Source organism: Achromobacter sp. ES-001 (assembly GCF_019448355.1).
Taxonomy (GTDB): domain Bacteria; phylum Pseudomonadota; class Gammaproteobacteria; order Burkholderiales; family Burkholderiaceae_B; genus Achromobacter; species Achromobacter spanius_B.
The window spans coordinates 4,526,913-4,548,332 of sequence record NZ_CP079940.1 but is presented as its reverse complement, the minus strand read 5'-3'; the positions used below and the strand labels follow the sequence as shown (position 1 = coordinate 4,548,332).

Below are 21,420 nucleotides of genomic sequence, written 5' to 3'. Positions count from 1 at the left end.
GGGGAAAGCGGCTGGCGTCAGTGCAGTACCGGCGTGTCGCGCACGACGGCGGGCGGTTGGGAACGGCCCAGCCAACTTTCCACTTCCGTCTTCCAGCCGGCTTCCCAGGCGGCGACCTTGGCGCGCCATTCGGAGATGGGCTCGCCGGTGTGGCCGGGCATTTGTTGCGCCCGCAGGTAGGGGCAATCGAACAGGCTCCACCCGTTCCGGGCGGCCTGTGCACCCTGATTTTGGATGTCTTTTTCCATCTCGGAACCTTGATGTTTGTGTGAGCGCCGAGTATGAGCGCAGACCCTGACAGCTGCAATAGTGTGGCAGCACTAGACGGCATAGCGTGGCGGGACCCCCGGGGTCCGGCTTGGGCACGCTACGTGCTGGACAACGCATGCCAGGCATCGCCGCCGTTCGGGCGGATCGGAGCTGAAATGAAAACGCCAAACCCTACTCAGCCGTCTTCGGACGAAGCTCAAGCACACGCTGCGCGCAAGTCCACTTCCGGCCGTGGGCCGTGGCGGCAGTTCGCAACCTTTATCGGAGCGCTTGTGGCGATCTTGCTCGTGGTATGGGCGGTAGCGATCTGGCTGCGATAGCGGCCGTTCCTTCTTTGAGGTGAGCCTTATGGAAGTCACCAATGAATGGCTGCTGCGATGGCAAACCGCGGGCGGCGGCTATAACCAGAAGCAGCTGGCGCTGCTGGGCGTGCCGTGGCCGCCCAAGCGGGGGTGGAAGCACGACGTGCTGGATACCGAAATTCCCGACGACGTGGCGCGGGCGTTTCAGGTGCTGGCGGGCCACCGGAGTTCCGGGCAAGGGCAGGCCGGCGCCTGAAGCGCGCCGCGTTCCCCCTTAGCCGCCGTCGCGCAGATGGCGCACGATGTCCAGCAGGTTGTCCAGCGACACCGGCTTGCTGATGTGCGCGGAATAGCCGGCTTGCAGCGCCTCGTTCATGTCTTCCTTCGAACCAAAGCCGGTCAGTGCGATGGCCGGCACCGCGCTGTCCGGATGCTTTTCGCGAATGGCGCGGATCAGCTCATACCCGTCCATGTCGGCCATGCCGATATCGGACAGCAGCAGGTCGAACGGCGCATTCGCGAATGCTTCCAGCGCCTCGCGGCCGCTGCCCACCGCCGTGACGCAGGCCTCTTCCATTTCGAGCAGCTCGCGCATGATGTGAAGAATATCCTCGGAGTCATCCACGATCAGCACCTTCAACCCTTTGAGGGGACTCTCGCCGGGTAGCGGCAGCTGCACTTCCTGTTGCTGTGTGTTGGCCAGCGCCATGCGCACGGTGAAGCGCGCGCCACGCCCATTGCCATCCGAATGCGCCTGGATGGTGCCGCCGTGGGCCTTGACCAGTTCGCTGGCCACCGCCAGGCCGATACCCAGGCCGGGGCTGGCCATATTGCGCTGGCGCAGATCCGCCTGGCTGAACATGTCGAACACCTTGCCCAGGAACTGGGCGTCGATGCCCTGGCCGTTATCGATGACATCCAGCCGCAAGCGTTCGTCTTCCACGTCCAGCTTCAGCGTGACGGTGCCGCCCGGCGGGGTGAACTTGATGCCGTTGTTCAGCAGGTTCCAGATGATCTGCTCCACGCGCAGCGGATCGGCATTCAGATGGATGGCGCGGTTGGGGTCGAACTCGCCGCGCAGCGTCAGGCCTGCCGTGCTGGCCACGGGGCCCAGCACTTCAAGAATGTTGGTGGCTATCGCGGTGATATCGAATATCGATTGGTTCAGGCCCAGCTTGCCCGTGCGCACGCGGGAAAGGTCGAGCAGGTCGTCGATGATGCGCGCTTGCCCTTTGACCGACCGCTGGATCAGGTCTGCCGAGCGGGCCGCTGCCGGGGAATTGCGCACCGCCGGCGTGCGCGCCAGCAATTCCGCGTTCAGCTGGATCAGGTTCAGCGGATGCTTCAGCTCGTGCGACACCATGGCGAAGAATTCGTCCTTCAGCACGTTGTCGGCGCGCGCGCGGTCCAGGCGCGACTCTTGTTCGGCATCGCGCAGCTTCAGTTCCGTCACGTCGCGCACGATCTTCGCAAAGCCCTGATAGTGCGGGTCGTCCATGCGGTTGACGCCGCCCGTGCAGAAGATCAGGCCGCCGTCCTTGCGCCGGTGCCAGCGTTCGTCGGGCGCATAGCCGATATGCCGGGCGCGCTCCAGCTCTTTCTGTGGTCGGCCGGCTTCGTTGTCGGCGTCGGTGAAGATGATGGAGAACGACTTGCCGATGGCCTCTGAGCGGCTGTAGCCGAACATGGTCTCGGCGCCCACGTTCCAGTTGGTAATGATGCCGTCGTTGTCCAGCGTCAGGATGCCGAAGTCGCGCGCGCTTTCCGTCATCAGCTTCAGATGCGCTTCACCCAGCCGCACGCGGTCTTCGGCCTGGCGGCGGTCGGTGATGTCGATGAAGGTCAGCACCGCGCCTTCGATGCGGTGTTCGGCGCTGCGGTAGGGCAGCAGCCTGGCCAGATACCAACGGCCGGCATCGCTGCACACTTCGCGTTCCACGGCGCGCAGGGATTCAAACACGCCTGCCGCGTCGCGCGCCATGTCGGGGTAGTCCAGCCGATGCGTGATGTCCAGCAGCGAGCGGCCCGCGTCGCTGTTGATGACGTTGAACACGTCGGTAGCGCGTGGCGTGAACCACTGGATGTGCATTTTGCGGTCGACGAACAACGTGGCGATGTCGGTGGACGCAATCAGGTTTTGCAAGTCGTCGTTGATCTTGGCCGTCTCGTCCACCTTGGACTTCAGTTCGGCGTTGACCGTGATGAGCTCTTCGTTGACCGACTGCAACTCTTCCTTGCCCGTTTCAAGCTCTTCGGTGGCCGAGCGCAGCTCTTCGTTGATGGCCTGCAACTCTTCGTTGGAAGCCTTCAATTCTTCGGTGGAGGTCTCGGATTGTTCGATAGTGGATTGCAGCTGGTCCTTCGTGCCTTGCAGCTCGGCCTCCAGTTGCGTCAGCACGGCCGAGGCGCCGACGATGGGCGCGATGGCTTCGGGGCTCATCACGTCTTCCACTTCGTCAAACAGCACCAGCATGTAGTCGTTGGACGTTTCTTCGTGGCGAAACGGCCGCACCACCATGTTGACGTAGGCCTGGCGGTCTCCGATCTTCATCTTGACGCGGCGTGCCTCGACGCTTTTGCGCGTGTGCAGCGCCTGGAACATTGCCGTGCGCAGTTCGGTGCGCAGTTCCGGATAGACCAGGGACGGCAGGTTGCGCGACGGTTCGCCGCCGCCATGGCGCAAGAACCTGCCGGCCCGTTCCGACATGTGCACGATGTCGCTTTCGGCGTCCACGATGACACTGGGCGGCGCGTACATCTCCAGCGCGCGCTGGTGGACATCGGCGTACGACACCTTGTTGTGGCGGTTGCGCGTCAAGGGCGCGGCGGCGGTGCCGGGGCGTTCGAACGCGTGGGCGGCCGGCAACGCCGGCACGTTGCGCAGCTGCGCGGGCGTTTCCTTGGCCACGTAGATACGGTTGCGCTTGTCCACCACCTGGAACAGTCGGGGGCAGGCATCGGCCGATTCCGAGCTGCCCAGGAACAGGTATCCCCCGGGCTTGAGCGCAAAGTGGAACATGCGCAGCACGTCTTGCTGCACCTCGCGGTCCAGGTAGATCAGCAGGTTGCGGCAGCTGACCAGGTCCAGCTTGGAAAACGGCGGGTCGCGCAGCACGTTGTGCACGGCGAACAGCACGCGTTCGCGCACTTCTTTCTTGATGCGGTATTCGTGTTCGAGCCGGGTGAAATAGCCTTGCAGCAGGCTGGACGGCACGTCCGCCTCGATTGCCATGGGATAAGCGCCCGCGCGGCCGGTGGCCAAAGAGGCCTCGTCGATGTCGGTGGCGAACAGCTGGATCTTCTGGCTGTAGTTGAGCGCGTCGGCGCGCGCGCTGAGCAGGATCGCCAGCGAATACGCCTCTTCGCCGGTCGAGCAGCCCGCGACCCAGACCCGCATGGGACTGCCGGGATTTTTCTGGTGCCGCTCGAACAGCTTGGCCAGCGCGAAATTATCCAGCGACGTAAAAGCTTCTTTGTCGCGAAAAAATTGCGTCACGCCAATCAGCATGTCCGACAGCAACAGCGGCGTTTCTTCCACGCGGTCTTGCAGCAGCTTGCCGTATGCGGTCAAGGTGGACACGCCGGTCACCTGCATGCGGCGTTCGATGCGCCGCAGGACCGTCGCGGTCTTGTAATGGCGAAAATCGTGGCCGGTGCGGGCGCGCAGCAGCGTCAGGATGTCACGCAACGCGTTGCGGTCTTCTTTGTCGGGATCGGCTTCGTGCACCGCGTCGGCCGCCGATCCGGTGGCCTGGGACAGCCGCGGGATATGGATGGCCGCCATGTTGTCGGCAATCTGCTTGAGCCGCTCGGGCATGGCCGCCACCGGCAAAATGATGTCCACCATGCCGGTCGCGATGGCGCTGCGCGGCATGGCGTCGTGTTCGGCGTCTTCGGGCTGCTGCGCGAACGTGACGCCGCCCTGTTCCTTGATGCGCGCCAGGCCCACCGACCCGTCCGACCCGCCGCCCGTCAACACGATGCCGACCGCGCGCGTGGTGTGCACGTCGGCCAGCGTGCGGAAGAATTCGTCGATGGCGACGCGCGTGCCTTGCGGTTGGCTGGCGGGCGACACGCTTAAATAGCCGTCGTTCATCGCCAGCATCGAGGCCGGCGGGATGACGTAGACGTGGTTGCTCTGGATGCGCTGCGGGTGGGTCACCTGCACGACCGGCATGCGGGTCGTGGCTTGCAAGATCTTGTCCAGCACGCTTTCGTGGTCGGGCGACAAATGCACGATCACCACGTAAGCCATGTTGGATTCGTCGCGGGTGTTCGAAAAGAAATCCTGTAGCGCTTCGATGCCCCCCGCCGAGGCGCCGAGGCCCACAACAGGAAAGTGCAAATCGCTGATGGCAAGACCCGGCTTGTTGACCGGCGCTGAAGGAACGTTGGACATGGGGGGGAGGGCTCGCGATGGGCTGCGTTGCCTGGGATGATACAGCCGGACAAGGCAGTCGGGGGGCCTGTGTCGGGTACGTGACTTGCTGCATGGCGGGCAGATTCCATTCCGGTCAGACACCCCTCATGCCAGACGCTTTCTCTTGCACCCCAGCGGCGCGCGACCTCGGCCGATGCGCCGGGTCGCTGGTCGTCATTTCTCCGCACCTGGACGACGCGGTATTCAGCTGCGGGAGCCTGCTTGCCCGGTGTCCGGGCAGCACGGTCGTCACCGTATTCACCGGCGTGCCGCCAGACCCGGGCGTGCTGACGGACTGGGACCGCGCCTGCGGATTCGCCAGCGCCGGCGAATCGCTGCGCGCACGCCATGAAGAAAACCGCCGCGCCCTGGGCATGCTGGGTTGCGAGGGCCGTTCGCTGGACCTGCTGGATTGCCAATATATCGACTGCCCGGATGCGGGCATGCCCCGGCTGACCGAGGCGCTGCTCAGCACGGTGCACGAGCTGGCGCCGGACGCGGTGGCGATACCGCTGGGCCTGTTCCATGGCGATCACATCCGGGTCAGCGACGCGGCGCTGCTGACCTGGGAAACCTGGCCCGGCATGTCATGGTTCCTGTATGAAGACGCGCCGTATCGCGCCCAGCCCGGCGCCGTGCAGCAGCGGCTGGTCCAGTTGCACGCACGCGGGCTGATGCTGACGCCAGCCAGTTTCGCGGGCGATCCCGCCGACAAGGCAGACGCCATTGCCGCCTACGCCAGTCAGATCCAGGGGTTCAACGGCCTGCCCGAAGACCTGTCCCGGCCCGAACGCTATTGGCGCCTGTCCAGCAAAGGGGACTGCCCGTGAGCGAAGAGCGCGTATCCATTGTGGTGCTGACCCACAACCGCTGGCGCGAACTGCGGCGCACGCTTGAACGGCTGGATGCGTTTTGCCGGGGCTACCCCGTCATCGTGGTGGACAACGGGTCCACCGACGGGACGGCCGATCATTTACAGCAGGAATTTCCGGCGGTGCTGCTGGTGCGCGTGGGCAAGAACCTGGGCGCGGCGGGGCGCAATCACGGCGTGGCCCAAGTCACCGCGCCCTACGTCGCTTTCTGCGATGACGACACCTGCTGGGCGCCCGGGGCGCTGGAACGCGCGGCCGACCTGCTGGACGCGCATGCCGAGATTGCCGTGCTGAACGCCCGCATCCTGGTCGGCGCGGACGCGCGGCTGGACCCCGCTTGCGCGGCCATGGCGCAAAGTCCCTTGCCGGCGTTGGCCGGCATCGGCCCCGAGCTGGTCGGCTTCATGGCGGGGGCGAACGTGATGCGCACCCGCTCGTTCATGGACGCAGGCGGCTACTGGGAACCGTTTTTCATCGGCGGCGAAGAAACCTTGTTAAGCCTGGACATCATGGCTGACGGGGGCCGCATCGTTTACGCGCCCGACCTGGAAACCTACCACTGGCCGTCCAAGTCGCGCGATGCGCCGTTGCGTCGCCGGATGCTGGCGCGCAACGCCTTGTGGACCGCGTGGCTGCGGCTGCCGGCGGGCATGGCGGCCCGGCGCAGCCTGGCCGTGCTGCGTGATCTGCCCGGCTGGCCCGAGCGCCTGCGCGCCTGCCGCGACGCGCTGGCCGGGTGGGAGTTGATCCGCGAGCACCGTCGCCGCCTCGACCCAGCCACCTGCGAAAAGCTCAACACCGTCTGGCAGACGGAAGCCGCAGGGTGACGCGGGGCGGTTCATCATTCCCATTGCAACCCACCGCGTCCGCCGTGGACGCCGTCAACAGGAGGATCCACATGAACACCTTGCCCCAGACCCGCCACCGCGAGGCGGCAGAACAAGCCGTACAGCTGGCCATGCCGATGCTGGAGGCGGCCCGCGCCGATCGGCGCGTAGGCGAGAGCGGCTTCTTGCACGTGGTGATCATGGACCCCCAGGCGCGGCCCGCCGACGGCGATTTTGAATCGGCCATCCTGTACGAAAAAAGCATCGGCGACACGTCCAGGTGGGACGCCGACTATGGCGCCTATGCGCGCGCGAAGGCGCGCTTGAGCTGGCGCACCGGCCGGCCCAGCCACGAGGTGCTGGCGCTGCAACCGCATCTGGTTGCCCAGGGCGACGTGCTGGTCTGGGGCAGCGCGGTGGTCGATGGCGTGGTGGTGGCGGTCAGCGGCGCCAACCCCTGGTTTGACGAAGCACTGTCCGGCGCCATCGCGCATCTGTTCAAAGCCTGCGTGCACGCCCAGGTGGACGCCCAAGCCAGCGCCTGAGCCAGCGCCCAAGTCCGCGCGGCCTGATTTTTCCGCACCCCCTTTCACCCGGAACCGGTACGCGCGGAACGGCATTTGCTGGCCCCGGCGCTCATCGTTTTGAGGGCCGGTCCCATGAAAGAAGCAGACGCCAGCGCGAATGATTTCGCTCGCAAGGAAGTCAACCGCACCATCTGGGCGGCGCTGTGGAAGTATCGACGTCGCACCGGCGCGGCGGTGGCATTGCTGGTGGCTGCCAAGCTGTTGATGGTGCTGGTGCCGGTCGTTCTGAAAACGATCGTTGACACCTTCAGCGCGCCAGGCCCGCTGATGCTGCCCGTGTTCCTGTTGTTGGCCTATGCCTTGATCCGCTTTGGCGGCAGCGTGTTCACCGAGCTGCGGGATGTGGTCTTCGTCAAGGTGGCCCAGCGCACCGTCGCCGACTTCACGGTGCGAGTGTTCGGGCAGCTGCAACAGCTGGGCGCGCGCTTTCACGGCGCCCGCAATACCGGCGGCCTGGCGCGCGATGTCGAACGCGGCACGGCCGGCCTGGGTTTCCTGCTGGGCACGGGCTTGTTCACCCTGCTGCCCACCTTGGTCGAAATCGTTTCCGTGGTGCTGATCCTGGTAATGGGCTATAGCGCCTGGTTCGCGCTGATTGTCACGGTGACCTTCGTTGCCTATTTTTCCTACACCACGGTACTGGTCAGAAAGCGCGTTAGATATCAACGCCGATTGAACGAGCTGGATTCCCGGGCGAGCGGCCAGATGGTTGACAGTTTGCTGAATTACGAGGCAGTGAAACTCAACGCGAACGAGGCGCTGGAATCATCGCGCCTGAGCCGCATCCTGAACGAATGGACCGAGGTGGGCATCCGCAACCAGCGGTCGTTGTCGCGGCTGCATGTGGGGCAGTCGGGCATCATCGCCTGCGGCGTGGCGGCGGTGATGCTGCTGGCCGGGCAGCAGGTGGTCACCGCGCAGATGACGGTGGGCGACCTGGTGCTGGTCAACGCCTACATCATCCAGATATGCCTGCCGCTCAATACGCTGGGCCTGATATTCCGGCAGGCCAAGGAAGCGTTTGTGAACGCCGAACGCGTGTGCGATCTGCTGCGGCATCCGCCTGAAACGGGCGATGACCCCAACCTGCCCGCGCTGGACCCGGGCGCGGGCGAAATACGTTTCGAGGGCGTGAGCTTTGGCTACGACCCCGGCCGGCAGATCTTGTGGGACATCGATTTCACCGTGCCCGCCGGCACCACGCTGGCGGTGGTGGGCGGCAGCGGATCGGGCAAATCCACGCTGGCCCGCCTGCTGTTCCGCTTTTACGACCCGGATGCCGGGCGCGTCCTGATCAACGGGCAGGACCTGCGCACGGTCAACGTGCGAACCCTGCGCCGTGCGCTGGGCATCGTGCCGCAAGACACGCTGCTGTTCAACGAGACCATTGCGTACAACATCGCCTACAGCCGGCCCGAGGCCACGCGCGACCAGGTCGTGCAAGCGGCGCGGGGCGCGCGGGTGCATGACTTTATCGAAAGCCTGCCCGACGGCTACGAGACGCCGGTGGGCGAGCGTGGCGTGATGCTGTCCGGTGGCGAACGGCAGCGCATCGCCATTGCGCGCGCCATCTTGAAAAACCCGTCCATCGTGGTGTTCGACGAAGCCACATCCGCGTTGGATACACGCACCGAACGCGCCATTCAGGGCGAGCTGGAGCGCATCTCGCGCGGGCGCACCACGCTGATCATCGCGCACCGCCTTTCCACGATTGTTCACGCCCATAACATTCTGGTGCTGGACCGGGGCCGTGTGATCGAGCAGGGCCGTCATGAAGACCTGCTCAAGCGGCAGGGCATGTACGCGCAGATGTGGGCGCTGCAACGCCAGCAGTCCGCTCTGGAAGAAGCCATGGGCCGCGAAACGCGCCAGCCCGTGAACCTGGTGGCCGTGGTGGCGGGCGTGCTGGACGCCGCGCGCGAACTGGCGCAGGACAAGGGCGTGAACGTGTACACGACCATTGGCAACGAGGCCGCGCGCATCACCGGCGATCCCAGTTCGTTGCAGCAGCTGGTGTGGGACATGTGCCTGCACGCCATTGCCGTTACGCCGATGGGCGGCCGCATCGAGATACGCCTGCAACGCGAAGGGCAGATGACGCGGCTTGCCGTCACGGACGGCCGGACGGCGGCGGCGCAGCCGGATGAGCCGCAGGCCGTGCCCGCTGACATTTCGCTGAACATGCCCGAGCCGCTGCGCGCCGCCGCTGCGTTGGATCCGGCGCAATTGGCGGCGCAAGTGCAGCGCCAGGGCGGTGCGTTCCACAGCACCACGGGGCCGGCCGGCGGGCTGACTTATTGCGCTGATTTTCCGGTGCGCGCGGTAGAGGCGACCGCGTTGCGCGCCGACGTCGGCCTGCCCGACCTGCAAGGCGCCACGGTGATGGTGGTGGATGACCAGCCGGAAGCGGGCGACATGGTGGCAGAGATCCTGCGGTCCAACGGCGCCGACGTTTCGCAATGCACGACGGGCCAGGAAGTGTTGAAGGCGTTCGCCGACCTGCCGCCCGACCACTGGCCGCGCGTGCTGATCTGCGACCTGTCGCTGGGAGACATGGACGGCTACGAGGTCGTGGGCCGCATTCGCGACATGGAAGCGCGGCGCGGCGCGTCGCTGGCGCATCGGCTGCCGGCCATCGCGCTGTCGGGCCACGTCAGCCCCGAGTACCGCTTGCGCAGCTTGCTGGCGGGCTTTCAGGTGCATCTGGCCAAGCCGGTGGACCCTAACGAATTGCTGGCGACCGTGGGCGCAATGCTGCCGCCCGCCGGTGGCAAACGGGCTGAGAAAGGCACTGACAAAACCGCAGAAAAAAGCGCAGAAAAAAGCGCCGACAAAGGCGCAGAGGGCACCGAGGCCTGAGCGTGCGATACGGCACTTCTTACCGTGCGTGTAAGAAGTGCCGTGTCCAAAACCCGACCCCTGAATATCGACACGTTGCATCGCCGTGGTGGCGTGCACTTTGGCACACCACTTGCTCATCGTTGGTTTGGAAACAGGCACGATCAACGGAGTCGGACCATGAAAAGAATTGCCATCATCAGTGAGCATGCCTCGCCGCTTGCAATTGCAGGCAGCGTGGACAGCGGCGGCCAGAACGTTTATGTGGCGAATGTGGCGCGCGAACTTGCGCGCGCCGGCATGCAGGTGGATGTGTTCACCCGCAAGGACAACCCCGCGTTGGAGGCCGAGCAGACCATGATGCGCGGCGTGCGTGTCGTGCATGTGCCGGCAGGCCCCGACAGCTACCTGCCCAAAGAAAAAATGCTGCCGTACATGGATGAGTTCTCGGCCTTCCTGCTGCGCTATTTCGGCCGGCAGGGGCGCGGCTATGACGTCATCCACGCCAACTTTTTCATGTCCGCGATGGCCGCGCTGCCCGTGGCCCAGCACTTCGGCATTCCGCTGGCGGTGACCTTCCACGCGCTGGGCAAGGTGCGCCGCCGCCACCAGCAAGAGGCCGACCTGTTTCCCGACGTGCGCTTTGATATCGAAGACGAAATCACGCGCCGCGCCGACCGTATCGTGGCCGAGTGCCCGCAAGACCGGGCCGACCTGATCGAACTGTATGGCGCCGACCCCCGTCGCATCGAGATCGTGCCTTGTGGTTACGACGCCGCCGAGATGGCGCCGCGTCCCGCCGCCGCATCCCGCGCGGCGCTGGGCTGGGACGATTCCGCATTCACGCTGTTGCAGCTGGGCCGGATGGTGCCGCGCAAGGGCGTTGACAACGTCATCCGTGCCCTGGGGCGCCTGCGCCACCAGCATGGCGTGAACGCGCGGCTGTGCATCGTGGGCGGCAACAGCGATAGCGCCGACGAGGCCTCGACGCCCGAGATCGGCCGCCTGCGCCGCATTGCCGACGAAGAAGGCGTAGCGCAATGGGTGAAGTTCACTGGCCGCCGTCACCGCGATCAATTGGCCACCTATTACAGCGCCAGCGACGTGTTCGTGACCACGCCGTGGTACGAGCCCTTTGGCATTACGCCGGTCGAAGCCATGGCCTGCGGCAAACCCGTGGTCGGCTCTGACACCGGCGGCATTCGCAGCACGGTGGTGCATGGCAAGACGGGTTTCCTGGTGCCGCCCCGCGATCCGGACGCGCTGGCGCAGCGCCTGGCCGAGCTGGCCGCCGATCCGCAATTGCGCGCCCGCATGGGCGAGGCCGGCCGGATGCGCGCGCGCCGTCTCTATACCTGGAAGCGGGTAGGCCAGGACCTGATGTCCGTCTACGGGCACATGGTGGCCGGCGCCGTCCACGCGGATCGCCACGCCACGCGCATTGCGGCTTGATCCGACATAGCCCTTGAATAACCCCGGACCGGGTCCGGACCAATCACGGAGTACACGATGACCGACCTTGCGAACAACCACTTTGAAAGCCTGAAAGGGCGCTGCGTGCTGGTGACCGGCGGAGGCAGCGGCCTGGGCGCGGCGCTGTGCGAAATGTTGGCGGCGGAAGGCGCCAGCGTTGCGGTGACCGACGTCGATGAACAGCGCGCCACCGCGCTGGCTCGCCGGCTGTCGGAACAGGGCGCCAACGTCATGGCCTGCATCATGGACGTGGGTGTGGTGGCCGACGTGCGCGAAGGGCTGGACGCGGTGGTGCGCCAGTTCGGCAAGCTGGATGCCATTGTCAATAGCGCGGGCGTGGACGTGACCGCGCCCATCGATGACCTGGACCCCGACGTGTGGGAACGCGTCCTGCGCACCAACCTGACGGGGCCCTTCCTGATGGCCAAGCTGGGCAAGGACCGGCTCAGCCCGGGCGGCCACATCGTCAACGTGGCCTCCACCGCCGCGCGCCGCGCCTGGCCCAACGCCAGCGCCTATCACGCCAGCAAGTGGGGCTTGATGGGCTTGTCGCATGCCTTGCACGCCGAACTGCGCGGCGCGGGCATCAAGGTCAGCGCGGTGATTGCGGGCGGCATGCGCACCCCGTTCCTGCTTGACCGCTTTCCGGACATCGATACCAACACGCTGCAAGACCCCGCCAATGTGGCGCGCGCCGTGCGCTTCGTGTTGACGCAGCCGGAAGAAACGGTGGTGCCTGAAATCATGGTGCTGCCGATGAAGGAAACGTCATGGCCTTGAGGCCGGCGGTCTTTCTGGACAAGGACGGCACGGTGTTGGCGGACGAACCCTACAACGTGGACCCCGCGCGCATGGCCTACGCGCCCATGGCGCTGGCGGGCCTGTCGCGCTTGGCCGCCTCGGACCTGCCGCTGGTGGTCATCAGCAACCAGTCGGGCGTGGCGCGCGGCATGTTCGCGGCCAGCGCCCTGGATGCCGTGCACGTGAAGCTGGCGTCGATGTTCATGGCGGCCGGCGCCCACCTGGAAGGCTTCTATTGGTGCCCGCACCATCCCGACGGCGTGGTTCAGGGCTACGACATCGAGTGCGATTGCCGCAAGCCCAAGCCGGGCCTGCTGCTGCGCGCGGCCGACGAGCTGGGCCTGGACCTGCGCGCGTCCTGGTTCATCGGCGACATCCTGGACGACATCGAAGCGGGCAACCTGGCCGGCTGCCGCACCATCTTGCTGGACGTCGGCAACGAAACCGAATGGCGCGAGGGCCCCCACCGGCTGCCGCACTGCCGCGCGCCCGACCTGGACGCCGCCGCGCAGATCGTGCTGTCGAACCCGCCGGTGCCGCTGGCGCCGGGCAGGGGGTGACCATGGCCTGGAACTGGCACGAATGCGCGCACGTGCTGTGCATACGCCTGGACAACATGGGCGACGTGGTGATGTGCACGCCCGCGTTTCGCGCGCTGCGCCAGGCGGGTGCACGGCGCCTGTCCTTGCTGACGTCCCATTCCGGTGCACGCGTCGCGGCCTATATCCCGGAGGTGGACACCGCGCTGGCGTACGACCCGGCGTGGGTCAAGAACGATTCGCACGGCCGCGACCAGGACCTGGACGCCATCGCGCGTGTGCGGGCGCTGCGGCCCGATGCCGCCGTGATCTTCACCGCGTACAGCCAAAGCCCGCTGCCCGCCGCGCTGCTGTGCCACCTGGCCGGCGTACCGCGTGTGCTGGCGCACTGCCGCGAAAACCCGTATCGGCTGATCTCCGACTGGGTGCGGGAAACCGAACCGGCCTCGGGCATCCGCCACGAAGTGCAGCGCCAGCTGGACCTGGTGGCCAGCGTCGGGGCGCATTGCGACAACGCTCGCATGTCGTTCCGGGTCAGCGATTCGGACCGTTTTTCGCTACAGGCCAAACTGCACCGCGCGGGCGTGACCGAGACGGGCGGCTGGATCTGCGCGCATGCGGGCGCCACCGCGTCGTCACGGCGCTATCCGGCCCGGCAGATGGTGCAGGCGCTGGTCGAGCTGCGCGGCGATGGCCGCCGCATCCTGCTGCTGGGTGGGCACGAGGATGCCGAGCTGGCCGTGGCGCTGGCCGAGGCGCGGCAACTGCTGCCCGGCCTGATCGACTTGTCCAACGGCCTGACGCTGGGCGAACTGGGCGCGGCGCTTGAGGCGTCGGCGCTGATGATCTGCAACAACAGCGGGCCGGCGCACATTGCCGCCGCGTTGGGCGTGCCGGTGGTGGACCTGTACGCCTTGACCAATCCGCAACACACGCCGTGGCAGACGCCCGCGCGTGTGCTGAACCACGACGTGCCGTGCAAATACTGCTATCGCAGCGTGTGCCCGGAAGGACACCAAGCTTGCCTTGCCGGCGTTGCGCCCACTCAGGTGGCGACGGCGGCGCGGGAACTGTTGAACGAGACTCGCGTGGACCTGTTCGGTCCTCGCGCGGCCAAGGAGACCACCCATGTACACACTAGGCATTAACGCGGCCTACCACGACTGCTCCGCCACGCTCGTGCGGGACGGCATCGTCCTTGCGGCGGCCGAGGAAGAGCGCTTCACGCGGGTCAAGCACGGCAAGCGCCCGGTGCCCTTCACCACCTGGCAACTGCCGTACTACGCCATCGACTACTGCCTGTCGGTGGCGGATATCCGGCTGCGCGACGTGGATCACATCGTCTATTCGTACGACCCCGCGCTGCTGGCCGATGGCCAACCCCGCCCGCTGGATATCGCGCTGCCGCTGGAGCCATCGCGCGCCGGCTTCGGGCCCAATGGCGAGTCCCCGTGGGACCCGCTGTTCTTGTCCTATCTGGTGAACGCGCCGCGCCAGTTGCTGGATGGGGCGCCACACCATTTGAAGTCGCCGCGCTTTGACGACCTGACGCTGGAACATATCCTGGACCGCTGGGTGTACCTGGACCACCACCTGTCGCACGAGGCCAGCGCGTTCCTGGCCGCGCCGTGCAAGGAATCGGCGGTGTTGACGATGGACGGGCGCGGCGAAAAGACCACCACCAGCTACGGCCATTTTTCAGGCGGCGAGTACGCGCGGCTCAAGCAGATCGACCTGCCGCATTCGCTGGGCCTGCTGTACGAAGACGTCACACGCTATCTGGGCTTTCTGCATTCTTCCGATGAATACAAGGTGATGGCGCTGGCCTCGTTCGGCAAGCCGAAGTACCGCGCCGAATTCCGCGACATCCTGCGGCTGGAGGAAGAGGGCGGCTATTCCTTGCAGCCCGCTCGCCTGGCCGAACGCTTCGGCCCGCCGCGCCGGCGCGGCGCGCCCTTTGAAGAGAAGCACAAGGACATCGCCAGCTCGTTGCAATACGTGTTGGAAGAGACCGCGCTGCACATGGTGCAGTGGCTGCATGAAAAGACGGGCGCCAAGGACCTGAGCATGGCGGGCGGCGTGGCGCTTAACTGCGTGATGAACGCGCGCATCGCCAAGGACGGGCCGTTCGATTCCGTCTGGGTGCAACCGGCGGCGGGCGACTCGGGCACGTCGCTGGGCGCGGCGCTGTACGTGGACTATCACCGGCGCGGCTGCAAGCGCGAATGGTCGATGGAACACGCCTACCTGGGCCCTTCGTACGGCGACGAGGAAATTGAACGTTTTCTCTACAACTCGCGCTTGGAGTTCCGGCGGCTGGACGACGTGGCGGGCGAGGCGGCCGCCTTGCTGGCCCAGGAAAAGATCCTGGGCTGGTTCCAGGGGCGCATGGAATTCGGCCCGCGCGCCCTGGGTGCGCGGTCCATCCTGGCCTCGCCGCTGGATAGCGGCATGCAGGCGCGCTTGAATGGCTTGAAGGACCGCGAGGACTTCCGGCCCGTGGCGCCCGTGGTGCTGGAAGAACGGGCGGCGGAATGGTTCGATGGCCGGGGCGCACCCTCGATCTGCGCGCCATTCATGCTGTTCGTCTATGACGTGCTGCCGCATCGCGCGCAGCAGATTCCGGCCGTGCGGCACATTGACGGCACGGCGCGCGTGCAAACCGTCAGGCACGATCAGAACCCGCGCTATTACGATTTGCTGGTGGCCTTTGAGCGGCTGACGGGCGTACCCGTGTTGGTGAACACATCGTTCAACACGCGCGGGGAACCGGTGGTGTGCTCGCCCCGCGACGCCGTGGAATGCTTCTGGACGTCGCCACTGGATGCGCTGGTGATCGGTTCGTATCTGGTCGAGAAACCGCGATGAGCGACGACGCGTCCATTCTGGTGTCGGTGGTGGTGCCTACGTATCGGCGCCCCGACCTGCTGGCGCGCTGCCTGGAGGCGCTGGGCAACCAGCGTTTTCCGCGCGACCAGTACGAAGTGCTGGTGTGCGACGACGCCGCGCTGGCCAGCACGCGTCGCCAGGTCGAAGCCTTGCAGGCGGCCTGGGGCGGGCGGCCGGCACTGCGTTATCTGCCGGTGGTGGGCACACGCGGCCCGGCCGGCGCGCGCAACCAGGGCTGGCAAAGCGCACGCGGCGAAATCATTGCGTTCACCGACGACGACACCATCCCCCAACCCGATTGGCTGGGGCATGGCGTGCTGGCGCTGCGGCCCAACCTGGCGGCGGTGACTGGCGTGACCGAAATGCCGCTGCCCGATCCGCCCAGCGACTACGAACGTGATGCGGCCGGCCTGACGCGGTCCGAATTCATCACCGCCAATTGCTTCGTGCGGCGCACGGCGCTGCAAGTGGTAGGGGGCTTTGACACCCGCTACACCATGGCGTGGCGCGAAGATTCAGACTTGCATTTTGCCTTGCTGGACCATGGCTTTTCGGTGCAGCGCGCGCCCTTGGCACGCGTGCTGCATCCGATGCGCCCGGTGCGGTTCGCGGCGGGCCTGGGCATGCAGAAAAAAGTGATGTTCGACATGCTGTTGCGCAAGAAATACCCCCTGCTGTATCGCAGCCGCATCCGGTCGCGCCCGCCACGCTTTTACCTGGGGGTGACGGCGGCGGCGGTGGGCGCGGTGGCGTTGGCGGCGCTGGGCTATTTCACTGCCGCCGTCGCGGCGGCGGGCGCGTGGCTGGCGTTAAGCGTGCATTTCTTCATGCGGCGCTTGCGCGGCACGCGCCGCAGCTTGCGCAACGTGGTCGACTTGGCGATCACGTCGGCCTGCATCCCGCTGCTGTCCATCTGGTGGCGGCTGGTGGGCCTGCTGCGGTTTGCCAGGAGCGAACCATGACGCCGCTGTTCGATCCCTTGCGCCCGCCCGCCACGCTGGTGGTGTTTCGCGCCTTGCAATTGGGCGACATGCTGTGCGCCGTGCCCGCTTTGCGCGCCTTGCGGCGTGCGTTTCCGCACACGCGCATCGTTCTGGTGGGCCTGCCCAACGCGCATGAGTTCGTTGACCGCTTTCACGCGTATGTGGACGAGCTTATCGAATTTCCCGGCATACCGGCCTTTCCCGAACAGCAGCCACGTCCGGACGATTTGCCAGCGTTCTACCGGCGCGTGCGCGCGTTGCACGCCGACGTGGCCTTGCAGTTGCACGGCAGCGGCACGCAGTCCAATCCCATCGTCGCGCAGTTGGGCGCGGGGCGCTGGGGCGGCTTTGTGGCGGACCCGACCGCGCAGATTCCCGGCTGCCGCATGTTGTGGCCGGACGACCTGCCCGAGCCGCGCCGCTATCTGGCCTTGTTGCGATACCTGGGGCTGCAAGCGGATGACGATGCGCTGGAATTTCCGGTGTCGCAGACCGATCAGCGCGATGCCGAGGCATTGATGCGCAAGCATGCGCTGGACCCCGCCAAGCTGATCCTGATGCACGTCGGCGCGCGGCTGCCGTCGCGGCGTTGGCCCTTGGAGCGATACGCGGCGCTGGCCGGCGAACTGTCGCGCCAGGGTTGGCAGGTGGCCTTGACCGGCATGCACAGCGAGATGCCGCTGGTGCAGTCGCTGCAAGACCAGGCGGGCGTGCCGCTGACCAGCCTGTGCGGGCAGACCAACCTGGGCAGCCTGGCGGCGCTGCTGACGATGTGCCGTCTGCTGGTGTGCAACGACACGGGCGTGTCGCACGTGGCGGCGGGCGTGGGCGCGATGAGCGTCGTCATTGCCTGCGGCAGCGACCAGCGGCGCTGGGCGCCCATCGACAGCGCACGCCACGTGGTGCTGGCCGCCGACATGGCGTGCCGCCCCTGCGCGTTCGAGGAATGCCCCATCGGGCACCCGTGCGCCTTGGCGGTGACGGTGCCCGACGTACTGGGGCAAGTTCAACATCAACTCAAAGGGGCCGTGCAATGACGCAGTCCGTGGCGGCGCCGCGTCGGCGCCTGCGCATTCTGACCTGGCATGTTCATGGCAATTATCTGTATGCCCTAAGCCATGTGCCGCATGACTTTGTGGTGCCTTCCCTGCCGGGCAATCCGTCGGGCTATGGCGCGCTGGGCCGCAAGATACCGTGGCCCGCGAACGTGGTGCAGGTGCCCGCCGAGAACCTGCGCGGCATGGCGTTCGACTGCGTGCTGTACCAGTCGCGGCAGAACCTGGCGGATGCGCCGCGCTGGCTGAACGAGGCGCAACGCGCGCTGCCCAGCGTCTACCTGGAACACAACCCGCCCGAGCCGCATCCCACCGATACGATGCATCCCTTTCGGCACGAGCGCGGCCTGGTCGTGCACGTGACCCCGTTCAACGCCGCGATGTGGGACTCGGACGGCATGCCGGTGCGCATCGTCGAGCACGGCGTGCCGCCGCCCGATGTCAGCTATGACGGCGGCAACGCGCGAGGCATTGTGGTCATCAACCACCTGGGCCGCCGCGGCCGCCGCTTGGGCCGCGACCTGTTTGACCAGCTGCGCGCGCAAACGCCCATGGACCTGATCGGCATGGGCTCGGAGGAATTGGGCGGGCTGGGCGAAGTGCCCAATATGGAAGTGGGCGCCGTGATGGCGCGGTATCGCTATTTTTTCAGCCCCATCCGCTATGCCAGCCTGGGCCTGTCCTTGGTAGAGGCCATGCTGTGCGGCGTGCCGGTGGTGGGCTTTGCCACCACCGAACTGCCGACCGTGATCAAGAACGGTGAAAACGGCTATGTGGATACGCGGCCTGACCGGCTGCTGGCGGTGGCGCGGCAACTGGTGGCCGAGCCCGAACTGGCGCGGGCCTGGGGCGCGGCGGGGCGCCGGACCGCGCTGGAACGCTTTGGCATGGGCCGCTTTATTTCTGATTGGATAGACGTGTTCGACACGATCCTGGAGGCAGCATGATGAACGATATTCCACGTAGCGGCCGCGCGCTGGTGGCGGGCGGGGCGGGCTTTCTGGGCTCGCACCTTTGCTCGCGGCTGTTGAACGACGGGTGGGAAGTGATATGCGTCGACAATTTCCAGACGGGGCGGGCGTGCAACGTGTCGCCGCTGGCCGCGCACCCGCGCTTTACCGTCATGCGCCACGACGTGGTCGACAAGCTGCCGCGCGTGCGCGTGGACCGCATCTACAACCTGGCGTGCCCGGCCTCGCCCGTGCACTATCAGGCCGACCCGCTCAAGACGCTGCGCACGTGCGTGCTGGGCGCGATGCAACTGCTGGAACTGGCGCGCGATGTCGGCGCGCGGGTGTTGCAGGCCTCCACCAGCGAGGTCTATGGCGACCCGCTGGAGCATCCGCAGGGTGAAGGCTACTGGGGGCACGTGAACCCGGTGGGGCCGCGCTCTTGTTATGACGAGGGCAAGCGCTGCGCGGAAACGATTTTCATGGAATATGCCCGGCGCGAAGGCGTGGTGGTGAAGATTGCGCGCATCTTCAATACCTATGGGCCGCGCATGGCGCCGGATGATGGGCGCGTTGTGTCGAACTTCATCGTGCAGGCGCTGGCGGGGCAGCCGCTGACCGTCTACGGCGATGGCACCCAGACGCGTTCGTTCTGTTATGTGGACGACCTGATCGACGGCCTGGTCCGCCTGATGGAAAGCCCCGAAGACCTCGCGCAGCCGGTCAACCTGGGCAACCCGGCCGAACTGACGATGCTGGAAATGGCCGACATGGTGCGCAAGCTGACCGGCTCGCGCGTGCCGCTGGTGCACCGCGAATTGCCGGTGGACGATCCCACGCATCGATGCCCCGACATCACGCTGGCGCGTACCCGGCTGGGGTGGAGCCCCAGGGTGGACCCGGCCGAGGGCATCGCGCGCACGGTGGCGTACTTCGCGGCCGAGGCCAAGCGCACGCGTCCGGCGGACGGGCCGGTCCAGCACGCCGAACACGCCGAACATGCCGTGCCTGGCGCCAGCGTGCGCCGCTACGCGCCCGCAGACCGGGCATAGCGATTGCTGCGTGCTCCCGCATGCGGCGCCATCCTGTCGCCGCGCACATCGCCCACCAAGGAGCACGTGATGACTACCAAGCCACACTCCCATCAGGACGACCCGCAGGCGGCGGACCGCAAGCCCGTGCCGGAATCGGAACGCACGCTGGCGGGGCGCCCCGCGGACCCCAACCGTACCGGCGCCGGCCAACAAGTGCCGCCCGGGATGCACCCCGACGACGTCTGGGACCCGGGCAACTCCACGCCGAACGCGCCGCCGGTAGACAACCGGTCGGGCACCTCAAGGAGCAAATAATGAAAGCTGTTGTATTTCACGGCATCGGCGACATCCGTCTGGACACCGTCCCCGACCCCGTCTTGCAGGAAGACAACGACGCCATCGTGCGCCTGACCGCCAGCGCCATCTGCGGCACCGACCTGCACTTTATTCGCGGCACCATGGAATCCATGAAGCCCGGCACCATCCTCGGCCATGAAGGCGTGGGCGTGGTCGAGCAACTGGGGCCCGGCGTGCGCAACCTGAACGTGGGCGACCGAGTGGTGATTCCGTCCACCATCGCCTGCGGCTATTGCTCGTACTGCCGCGCCGGCTATTACGCGCAGTGCGACGTGGCCAACCCCAACGGGCGCGATGCCGGCACCTCGTTTTATGGCGGCCCGCAGTCCACCGGCCCGTTCAACGGCTTGCAGGCCGAACTGGCGCGCGTGCCGTTTGCCAACGTCAACCTGGTCAAGGTGCCGGACGGCGTCAGCGACGAGCAGGCGCTGATGCTGTCCGACATTTTCCCCACCGGATATTTCGGCGCCGACCTGGCCGACATCAAGCCCGGCCACACCGTGGCGGTGTTCGGCTGCGGGCCGGTGGGGCAGTTTGCCATCGCGTCGGCCAAGCTCATGCACGCCGGCCGGATCTTTGCCGTGGACACCGTGCCCGACCGGTTGGCCATGGCGCGCGCCCAGGGCGCCGAGGTCATCGATTTCAATGCGGAAGACCCCGTAGCGTGCATTAAGGGCTTGACGGGCGGCATTGGCGTGGACTGCGCCATCGATGCCGTGGGCGTGGATGCGGTGCATGCGCACGATGGCCCGGCGGGCAACGCCGATACCAACGCGTCAATGGAAGAAGAGGCGCGCAAGGGTGCGCCCCATGCCAAGCCGGACGGCGAGAACTGGCGGCCGGGCAACGCGCCGTCGCAAGCGTTGCAATGGGCGGTGCAGGCACTGGCCAAGGCCGGCACGCTGTCGATCATCGGCGTATATCCGCCCAATGACCGCACGTTTCCGATCGGCGAGGCCATGAACAAGAACCTGACCTTGCGCATGGGCAACTGCAATCACCGCAAATACGTGCCGATGCTGATGGAGCTGGTGCGCACGGGCGCGGTGGACCCGGCGGCCATCCTGACGCGACAAGAGCCGTTGACGCAGGCGGTGGATGCGTTCAAGGCATTCGACACCCGCCAGCCCGGCTGGCTGAAGGTTCAGCTGGAGCCGGCGGCGTAATGGGTGCGGCTGGGTGCGGCTTTGGCGGCCGGACGGGCAGGTGGGGTCGGCCCCGTG

Annotated in this window: 18 protein-coding genes; 16 read left to right on the top strand and 2 right to left on the bottom strand. The window is 66.5% G+C overall.

All coding sequences use genetic code 11. The features are described 5' to 3' along the window. Window positions 1-17: 17 nt before the first annotated feature. Window positions 18-248, bottom strand: coding sequence for a CrpP-related protein (locus tag KYT87_RS20455; protein WP_219990728.1), 231 nt, complete (start codon window positions 246-248; stop codon window positions 18-20). 370 nt (window positions 249-618) lie between these two features. Between KYT87_RS20455 and KYT87_RS20450 the strand changes: the two genes are divergently transcribed. Continuing rightward, window positions 619-828 carry a hypothetical protein gene (locus tag KYT87_RS20450; protein WP_046807136.1) on the top strand — a complete coding sequence of 70 codons (210 nt, stop codon included), beginning with the start codon at window positions 619-621 and terminating at the stop codon, window positions 826-828. Window positions 829-846: 18 nt separating this feature from the next. On the opposite strand, the gene KYT87_RS20445 is transcribed toward KYT87_RS20450, so the two are convergent. Continuing rightward, window positions 847-4,971 carry a CheR family methyltransferase gene (locus KYT87_RS20445; RefSeq protein ID WP_219990727.1) on the bottom strand — a complete coding sequence of 1,375 codons (4,125 nt, stop codon included), beginning with the start codon at window positions 4,969-4,971 and terminating at the stop codon, window positions 847-849. A 128-nt stretch (window positions 4,972-5,099) separates the two neighbouring features. Here KYT87_RS20445 and KYT87_RS20440 point away from each other — a divergent pair, with 128 nt between their 5' ends. The 15 genes from KYT87_RS20440 to KYT87_RS20370 all read left to right on the top strand — a co-directional run bounded on the left by KYT87_RS20440 (window position 5,100) and on the right by KYT87_RS20370 (window position 21,363). After that, the gene (locus KYT87_RS20440; RefSeq protein ID WP_219990726.1) at window positions 5,100-5,822 is read left to right on the top strand and encodes a PIG-L deacetylase family protein; all 723 of its coding nucleotides are present in this window, start codon (window positions 5,100-5,102) and stop codon (window positions 5,820-5,822) included. Further along, on the top strand, window positions 5,819-6,691 hold the full coding sequence (locus tag KYT87_RS20435; RefSeq protein WP_219990725.1) for a glycosyltransferase family 2 protein: 873 nt from the start codon (window positions 5,819-5,821) through the stop codon (window positions 6,689-6,691). The genes KYT87_RS20440 and KYT87_RS20435 overlap by 4 nt, the downstream gene beginning before the upstream one ends. 71 nt (window positions 6,692-6,762) lie before the next feature. Further along, complete coding sequence (locus KYT87_RS20430; RefSeq protein WP_219990724.1) at window positions 6,763-7,236, top strand: hypothetical protein; 474 nt, start codon at window positions 6,763-6,765, stop codon at window positions 7,234-7,236. 114 nt (window positions 7,237-7,350) lie between these two features. Beyond that, window positions 7,351-10,137, top strand: a complete 2,787-nt coding sequence (locus KYT87_RS20425) for an ATP-binding cassette domain-containing protein (protein ID WP_219990723.1) — start codon at window positions 7,351-7,353, stop codon at window positions 10,135-10,137. 159 nt (window positions 10,138-10,296) lie between these two features. Beyond that, the gene (locus tag KYT87_RS20420; RefSeq protein ID WP_219990722.1) at window positions 10,297-11,568 is read left to right on the top strand and encodes a glycosyltransferase family 1 protein; all 1,272 of its coding nucleotides are present in this window, start codon (window positions 10,297-10,299) and stop codon (window positions 11,566-11,568) included. Between the two features lie 57 nt (window positions 11,569-11,625). Next, on the top strand, window positions 11,626-12,369 hold the full coding sequence (locus tag KYT87_RS20415; RefSeq protein ID WP_104144149.1) for an SDR family oxidoreductase: 744 nt from the start codon (window positions 11,626-11,628) through the stop codon (window positions 12,367-12,369). Then, on the top strand, window positions 12,360-12,950 hold the full coding sequence (locus KYT87_RS20410; RefSeq protein WP_104144148.1) for an HAD-IIIA family hydrolase: 591 nt from the start codon (window positions 12,360-12,362) through the stop codon (window positions 12,948-12,950). Before KYT87_RS20415 ends, KYT87_RS20410 begins: the two co-directional genes overlap by 10 nt. Window positions 12,951-12,952: 2 nt before the next feature. Beyond that, window positions 12,953-14,077, top strand: a complete 1,125-nt coding sequence (locus KYT87_RS20405; protein ID WP_219990721.1) for a glycosyltransferase family 9 protein — start codon at window positions 12,953-12,955, stop codon at window positions 14,075-14,077. Then, window positions 14,058-15,797: a carbamoyltransferase C-terminal domain-containing protein gene (locus KYT87_RS20400; protein ID WP_219990720.1), complete on the top strand. Its 1,740-nt coding sequence runs from the start codon at window positions 14,058-14,060 to the stop codon at window positions 15,795-15,797. Before KYT87_RS20405 ends, KYT87_RS20400 begins: the two co-directional genes overlap by 20 nt. Then, entirely contained in the window at window positions 15,794-16,780 is a 987-nt protein-coding gene (locus KYT87_RS20395) for a glycosyltransferase family 2 protein (protein ID WP_219990719.1), read from the top strand. The genes KYT87_RS20400 and KYT87_RS20395 overlap by 4 nt, the downstream gene beginning before the upstream one ends. Then, on the top strand, window positions 16,777-17,838 hold the full coding sequence (locus KYT87_RS20390; protein ID WP_219990718.1) for a glycosyltransferase family 9 protein: 1,062 nt from the start codon (window positions 16,777-16,779) through the stop codon (window positions 17,836-17,838). The genes KYT87_RS20395 and KYT87_RS20390 overlap by 4 nt, the downstream gene beginning before the upstream one ends. After that, a complete protein-coding gene (locus KYT87_RS20385) occupies window positions 17,835-18,803 on the top strand; it encodes a glycosyltransferase (protein ID WP_046807147.1) in 969 nt (322 codons plus the stop codon). Before KYT87_RS20390 ends, KYT87_RS20385 begins: the two co-directional genes overlap by 4 nt. Then, window positions 18,803-19,858 carry a UDP-glucuronic acid decarboxylase family protein gene (locus KYT87_RS20380; RefSeq protein WP_219992741.1) on the top strand — a complete coding sequence of 352 codons (1,056 nt, stop codon included), beginning with the start codon at window positions 18,803-18,805 and terminating at the stop codon, window positions 19,856-19,858. The genes KYT87_RS20385 and KYT87_RS20380 overlap by 1 nt, the downstream gene beginning before the upstream one ends. Window positions 19,859-19,927: 69 nt before the next feature. After that, window positions 19,928-20,155, top strand: coding sequence for a hypothetical protein (locus tag KYT87_RS20375; protein WP_219990717.1), 228 nt, complete (start codon window positions 19,928-19,930; stop codon window positions 20,153-20,155). Then, window positions 20,155-21,363 carry a zinc-dependent alcohol dehydrogenase gene (locus KYT87_RS20370; protein WP_219990716.1) on the top strand — a complete coding sequence of 403 codons (1,209 nt, stop codon included), beginning with the start codon at window positions 20,155-20,157 and terminating at the stop codon, window positions 21,361-21,363. Before KYT87_RS20375 ends, KYT87_RS20370 begins: the two co-directional genes overlap by 1 nt. Window positions 21,364-21,420 lie beyond the last annotated feature (57 nt).